This window comes from Cellulomonas biazotea (assembly GCF_004306155.1).
GTDB classification, from domain to species: Bacteria; Actinomycetota; Actinomycetes; order Actinomycetales; family Cellulomonadaceae; genus Cellulomonas; species Cellulomonas biazotea.
In genome coordinates this window covers 1-6,838 of record NZ_BIMR01000290.1, presented here as the reverse complement: position 1 = coordinate 6,838, position 6,838 = coordinate 1, and the positions used below count along the sequence as shown (strand labels likewise).

General features: G+C 78.0%; 3 protein-coding genes and 1 pseudogene. 3 read left to right on the top strand and 1 reads right to left on the bottom strand.

The features are described 5' to 3' along the window. Positions 1-1,585, top strand: a 1,585-nt coding sequence (locus CBZ_RS16830) for a PD-(D/E)XK nuclease family protein (protein WP_130782636.1), incomplete at its 5' end; no start/stop codon positions are given. Next, positions 1,582-5,148 (top strand): ATP-dependent helicase, encoded by a 3,567-nt coding sequence (locus CBZ_RS16825; protein WP_130782635.1) that lies wholly within the window; start codon positions 1,582-1,584, stop codon positions 5,146-5,148. The genes CBZ_RS16830 and CBZ_RS16825, both read left to right, overlap by 4 nt. A gap of 85 nt (positions 5,149-5,233) precedes the next feature. Here CBZ_RS16825 and CBZ_RS16820 read toward each other — a convergent pair whose 3' ends face one another. Beyond that, complete coding sequence (locus tag CBZ_RS16820; protein WP_130782634.1) at positions 5,234-6,178, bottom strand: phosphotransferase; 945 nt, start codon at positions 6,176-6,178, stop codon at positions 5,234-5,236. 234 nt (positions 6,179-6,412) lie between these two features. Here CBZ_RS16820 and CBZ_RS16815 point away from each other — a divergent pair. Beyond that, a pseudogene (locus tag CBZ_RS16815) lies at positions 6,413-6,838 on the top strand (NAD(+) diphosphatase); the annotation flags it as partial.

Below are 6,838 nucleotides of genomic sequence, written 5' to 3'. Positions count from 1 at the left end.
GGCGGACGCCCAGACCGTGCTGTGGGCGCTGTGGCACGCGGCCGGTCTGGCCGAGCCGTGGCGCCGCTCGGCGCTCGCGGGCGGCGCGGCGGGCGAGCGGGCTGACCGCGACCTCGACGCGGTGCTCGCGCTGTTCCGGGCCGCGGAGACGTTCGTCGACCGGATGCCGCGGGCGACGCCCGGCGCGTTCGTCGACTGGCTCGCCGCGCAGGACCTCCCGTCCGACTCGCTCGCCGCCGCCGCGCGCCGGCAGGCCGTGCCGGTCCTGACGCCCGCGGGCGCGGCCGGTCAGGAGTGGGACCTCGTGGTCGTCGCGGGCGTGCAGGACGGGGTCTGGCCCGACCTGCGGCTGCGCGACTCGCTGCTCGGTGCGCAGACGCTCGTCGACGTCGTCGCCGGTCGCACGGTCGACGGCGCCGACGAGGGTGCGCGTGCGGCCGAGGCGCGGGCGGCGGTGCTCGCCGACGAGCTGCGGTCGTTCGCCGTCGCGTGCTCCCGGGCCCGGAGCCGGCTCGTCGTCACGGCCGTCGCCGACGCGGACCAGCAGCCGTCGCCGTTCCTGGACCTCGTCGAGCCGTCGGACGACGAGGTCGACCACCGCCGCACGACCGTCCCGGCGGCCGCGGACCTGCGCGGGCTGGTCGCCGAGCTCCGCTCGCGGCTGGAGCAGGCGGTCGTCGACGGCGTCGAGCCCGACCCGGCGCTCGCCCGGACGCTGGCCCGGCTCGCGCGCGAGGGGGTCGCCGGGGCCGACCCGCACGAGTGGCACGGGCTCGCCGACCCGTCGACCGACGTGCCGCTGTGGGGACCGCAGGAGCAGGTGCCGGTCTCGCCGTCGCGGCTCGAGACCGCGCAGCGGTGCGCGCTGCGCTGGGCGCTGGAGGCCGCGGGCGGCACCGCGGCGGACTCGAGCGGCCAGACGCTCGGCACGCTCGTGCACGCGATCGCCCAGGAGCTGCCGCACGGCACGCACGCCGAGCTGTCCGCCGAGCTCGACCGCCGCTGGTCCGAGCTCGGGCTCGGCGACGGCTGGCCCGCCCGCGCGACCCGCCGCCGCGCCGACGCGATGATCGACCGGCTCGCGGGGTACCTGCGTGACGCGGGCGCGCCCCTGCTCGTCGAGGGCGAGTTCACGCTGCGGACCGACCGCGCCGTCGTGCGCGGGACGGTCGACCGGCTCGAGCACGACCCCGACGCGCCCGACGGCCCGGGGACGCCCGTCCGCGTCGTCGACCTCAAGACCGGCGCCACGGTCCCGAGCAAGGCGAAGGCGGCCGTCAACCCGCAGCTCGGCGCGTACCAGCTCGCCGTCGACGCGGGCGCGTTCGCGACGCTGCCTGACGACGCCCGCAGCACGGGCGCCCGGCTCGTGTACGTCGGCACGGGTGCGTCGGCCACCGAACGCCCGCAGGACGCGCTCGGCCCGGAGTCCGACGGCCCGAGCTGGGCGCGCACGCTCGTGGACGAGGTCGCCGACCGGATGGCCGCGTCGACGTTCGAGGCGACCACGAACGACCTGTGCGACCGGTGCCCGGTGCGACGCTCGTGCCCCGCGCGCACCGAGGGCGGGCAGGTGGTCGCATGACCGTGCTCTCCGCCGCGCAGATCGCGACGCTCGTCGGCCAGCCGCCCCCGACGCCCGAGCAGGAGCGTGTCGTCGAGGCGCCGCTCGGCCCTGCGCTGGTCGTGGCCGGTGCGGGGTCGGGCAAGACCGAGACGATGGCGGCACGCGTCGTGTGGCTGCTCGCCAACGGCCTCGTCACGCCCGAGCAGGTGCTGGGACTCACGTTCACCCGCAAGGCCGCGGCCGAGCTCGCGGAGCGGGTGCGCCGCCGTCTGCGCCGCCTCGCGCGCGCCGCCGCCGAGTCGGGCGTGGTCCTGCCCGGCGCCGCGGGCCTGGCGGGGGGCGACGGCGACGTGCTCGGCGGGCTGGCACGGCCGACCATCGCGACGTACAACGCGTACGCGTCCTCGCTCGTGACGGACCACGCGCTGCGTCTCGGGCTCGACCCGTCGGCGCGGCTGCTCGGCGAGGCCGCCCAGTGGCAGCTCGCGCACGAGGTCGTCGAGGCGTGGACCGGTGACGTCGACACCGACGCCGCGACGTCCACGGTCGTCGACGCGGTGCTCGCGCTGTGCGGCGCGCTCGACGAGCACCTGCTCACGCCCGCGCAGGCGCAGGACGGCATCACGGAGATCGTCGAGGCCATCGCGCAGACACCGAACGGTCCCGGCCGCCGCACCGAGCCCTACCGGGACGTCACGAACCTGGTGCGGCTGCTCGGCGAGCGGACCCGCGTGCTCGACCTCGTCGCGACCTACCGCGACCGCAAGCGCGCCGCCGACGCGATCGACTTCGGCGACCAGGTCGCTCTCGCGGCCCGCCTCGCGCGGGACGTGCCCGAGGTCGCGGCGGGGGAGCGCACGCGGTTCCGCGTCGTCCTGCTCGACGAGTACCAGGACACGTCGTACGCGCAGCTCACGCTGCTCGGCGCGCTGTTCGGCGACGGCCACCCCGTCACCGCCGTCGGCGACCCGCACCAGTCGATCTACGGCTGGCGCGGCGCGAGCGCGGGCGGGCTCGAGGGCTTCCCGACGTCGTTCCCGCACGTCGCCGACGACGGCACGCGGCGCCCCGCCGACGTGCACGTGCTCTCGACGTCGTGGCGCAACGACCGCCGCATCCTCGACGCCGCCAACGTCGTCGCCGGGCCGCTGCGCGCGTCGTCGACGCGGGTCGACGTGCCCGTGCTCGCCGCACGCCCCGGAGCCGGCGAGGGCGGCGTGCACGCGCACGTCGCGCAGACCGTCGAGGACGAGGCCCGTGCCGTCGCGGAGTTCGTCGCGGCCCGCTGGCGTCCCGCCGGTCCGGCCGGCGAACGGGTCACCGCCGCCGTGCTGTGCCGCAAGAGGTCCCAGTTCCCGGTGCTGCAGCGCGCGCTGCGGGCCGCGGGCCTCCCCGTCGAGGTCGTCGGCCTCGGCGGGCTGCTCGCCACCCCGGAGGTCGTCGACCTCGTCGCCGCCCTCCAGGCCGCGCACGACCCGTCGCGCGGCGACGCGCTCATGCGGCTCCTCACCGGAGGCCGCGCCCGCCTCGGTGCCGCCGACCTGCACGCGCTCGGGGCGTGGGCCGGCGAGCTCGCGGGGCGTTCCGGCGGTCGGGCGGGCCGCGACCCCGGCGTCCAGGCCGACGTCGTGGACGAGCGCAGCATCGTCGACGCGCTCGACGAGCTCCCGCGTCCCGGGTGGCGCAGCGCGACGGGCCGCGAGCTCAGCGCGACCGCCCGCACCCGGCTGACCGGCCTCGCCGCGTCGCTCACGGCCCTGCGGTCGCACGCCTACCTCGCCGTGCCCGAGCTCGTCGCCGAGGCGGAGCGGCTGCTCGGCCTCGACATCGAGGTCGCCGCGCGGGGCGGTGTCGCGCCGGGGCGTGCGCGCGCCAACCTCGACGCGTTCCGCGACGTCGCCGTCGAGTTCGCCCGGTCCGCCGACCACCCGACGCTCGGCGGGTTCCTCGCCTGGCTCGACGCCGCCGACGTCCGCGAGAGCGGCCTCGACATGCCCGTCGCCGAGCCCGACCCCGACGCCGTGCAGATCATCACGATCCACGCCGCGAAGGGCCTCGAGTGGGACGTCGTCGCCGTCGCCGGCCTGGTCGACGGGGTCCTGCCCGCGACCCGCACGCGCGGCAAGGACGGACCGAAGGACTCCGCGTGGCTCACGGGCCTCGGCACGCTGCCCTACCCGCTGCGCGGCGACCGGCACGACCTGCCGGTCTTCGCCTACGCGGGTGCCGCCGACCACAAGGACCTCGACGACCGGCGCAAGCAGTTCCTGCTCGACGCCGGCGAGCACGAGGTCGCCGAGGAGCGCCGGCTCGCCTACGTCGCCGTCACGCGCGCCCGCGCGGACCTGCTGCTCACCGCCGCGTGGTGGGGCGAGTCGACCGGAGCGCGCGCCCTGTCCGTGTTCCTCGACGAGCTCGCCGAGGCCGGGGTCGTCGGAGTCGACGGCTGGGCCGAAGCGCCCGAGGCCGGGGCGACGAACCCCCGCGACGACCTCGTGCTGTCCGCGACCTGGCCCGCCGACCCCTTCGCCGTCGACGGGGGACCGGGCCGGCGCCCCGCCGTCGAGGCCGCCGCCGCCCTGGTCCGCGCCGCGCTCGCCGACACCGCGTCCGGTGCTCCCGACGCCGAGGACGAGCGTGACCGCGCTGACACGGACGCGGATCGACCGCGGTCGCGGTGGGAGGACCTGGCTGACCGGCTGCTCGTCGAGCGCGAGCGTGTCCGCCGCCCCGACGGTGGCGTCGAGCTGCCCGCCCACCTGTCCGCGTCGTCGCTCGTGCGCCTGCACGCCGACCCGGCCGAGTTCGCGCGCGGACTGCGCCGCCCGGTGCCGCGCGAGCCGTCCCCGCAGGCGCGGCGCGGCACGCGGTTCCACGCGTGGGTCGAGAGCTGGTACGGGTCGGCGTCGCTCGTCGACGTCGACGCCCTGCCTGGCGCCGACGACGACTCCGTCCTGGTCGACGTGGACGAGGAGGCGCTGCGCGCGACCTTCCTGCGCACGCCGTGGGCCGACCGGACACCCCTCGCGATCGAGGTCGACATCGAGACGTCGGTCGACGGCTACGTCCTGCGCTCACGCGTCGACGCGGTCTTCCCCGACGTGGACGCCGCTCCTCCCGCGCCGTCGTCCGCCGGCGCACCAACCGCCCGGCCGGTCGTCGTCGTCGACTGGAAGACGGGCGCGCCGCCCGCCGACCCCGCCGCGCGCGCCTCGCGCGAGCTCCAGCTCGCCGTCTACCGGCTCGCGTGGTCGCGCTGGACGGGGACCCCGCTGCCCCTCGTGCGCGCCGCGTTCTGCTACGTCGGCACGGGCGAGACGGTCTACCCGGAGCGCCTGCTCGGCGAGGACGAGATCACGACGCTGCTGCGCACGGCGACGGGCGTCGACGCGCCGGTGCCGACGACGTCGGGACCGGCCGACGACAGCGCCGGCCCGGCGCTCGCGGACGGCCCGGCCGACCGGGGCGCGGCCGTGCCGGGTCGTGGAGCGCCCTCGAACGTCGACCGCGGCGCCGCGAACGCGGGCGCTCCCGCCCAGGGTCCCCGCGAGGCGGACCGGTCGGTGCGCCGTCGGCGCTGAACGTCCCCGCCGGCGCGGCACGGACGTGTCGAGTTCCCCGGCAGCACCGCGGCAGGCGTACCCGGGCTCCCCGGGGCAGACCCGGTCAGGCGTACGTGGCCGACGACTCCGCGTCGAGCGACCGGGTGTGCTCGTCGAGGTCCTCGAGCATCGCGACCGCGTCCTCGACGACCTCGGTGTTGCCGGAGCGGACGCCGTAGAGCAGCCACCGCGCGAGCGCCAGCTCGCCCGCGAGGAGCGCGCGCCGCTGCAGGTGCGGGTCGGTCAGCTCGGTCCGGCGCAGCTGGTAGGCCTCCATGACGGAGTCGGCGGCCTCGGGGGACGCCGCGACCAGCAGCCACGACAGGTCGTCCGCGGGATCGGCCACCACGGTGTCGCCCCAGCCGAGGATGCCGCTCACGCGGCCGTCGGCGACGAGCACGCGCTCGGCGGTGAGGTCGCCGTGGACGACCGTCGGGCGGAAGCGCCACATCGCGACGTCCTCGAGGAGCTCCTCCCAGCGGCGCAGCAGCGCGGGCGGCACCTTGCCGGTGCGCGCGGCCTCGTCGACCTCCGCCTGGCGCCGCTGCCGGTACTCGGTGGCCTCGTAGACCGGCAGGCCGGCGTTCTCGACGAGCGACGTCGGGAGCTCGTGCAGCGCGGCGAGGGCACGGCCCAGGTCGGCGGCGAGCCCGGGGCCGGGCTGGAGGGCGTCGACGCGCAGGGGCGTGCCGGGGATCTCGGCGTGCACGGCGGCACGACCGCCCTCGGGAAGGTGCGCGAACCCGACGGGCTGCGGCACGGCGAAGGGCAGGGCGCCGGACGCGGTGTGCTCGGCGAGCGCGTCGAGCACCTCGACCTCGGCCTCGAGCGCGGCGCCCGCGGCGGCACCGGCGGGTGCGCGCACGACCCAGCGGCGGCGGTGGGCGTCGATCACCACGGCGACGTCGTAGTCGGTCCCGGGCTGGGCGGGCCGGCGGACGTCGTAGGCGTCCAGGCCCGGGACGGCGACCGTCGCCAGGGCGGCGAGCGCGAGGGGTGAGCGTGGCACGTCGACCAGGGTAGGTCGGTCGGCCCGCCGGGGGCGGTCGCACGACGGCGTGTCGGTCCCTTTCGTCCGCACGCGCCCGCCAGGCCCCTGCCGCGGCACCGATCCACCACCGGCCACCGTTCCACCGCCGTCCTCGTCCGCAGGTGGCGAGTGCCGAGTGTCGCGTCCGGTCTCGGCGGCCCGTGGCAGAGGACCGCGTCGGTGGCCGGAGTCGGCGACGCGTACGGTGGCGGCGTGATCGTCGACGACCTGCCCCTGTCCCGCGCCGAGGTGGACCGGGCGGCCGAGCGGCGCGCCGACGGGCTCGCGCCGGCCCTGGCGGACCCGGCGTCGCGCGTGCTGCTCGTCGACGACGGCGGGGTGCTCACGGACGCGTCGGGCGCGCTCGTCCTGCTGGCCCCCGACCAGGCCGACGCCCTCGCCGGCGGCCCGGTGCCGTCGATCGACGGCCGTGGGCGCGACGACGCTGCCGCCGACGGTGCGGACGTCGAGGCGTGGCTGCTGCTCGGACGGGACGACCACGGGTCGGCGTACCTGGCCCGACGCGTGCTCGGCCGCCGGGACGCCCCGCTCGCGGGCGCCGCGTCCGACGTCCTCGTGCACGCGGGCGCGACGGCGCCGGCCGGGCGGACGGCGTCGCTGCCGGACGGGGCCTCGTGG

Excerpts from the sequence above, each read along its gene's own strand:
- CBZ_RS16825 (WP_130782635.1), top strand. The coding sequence starts at position 1,582 with ATGACCGTGCTCTCCGCCGCGCAGATCGCGACGCTCGTCGGCCAGCCG.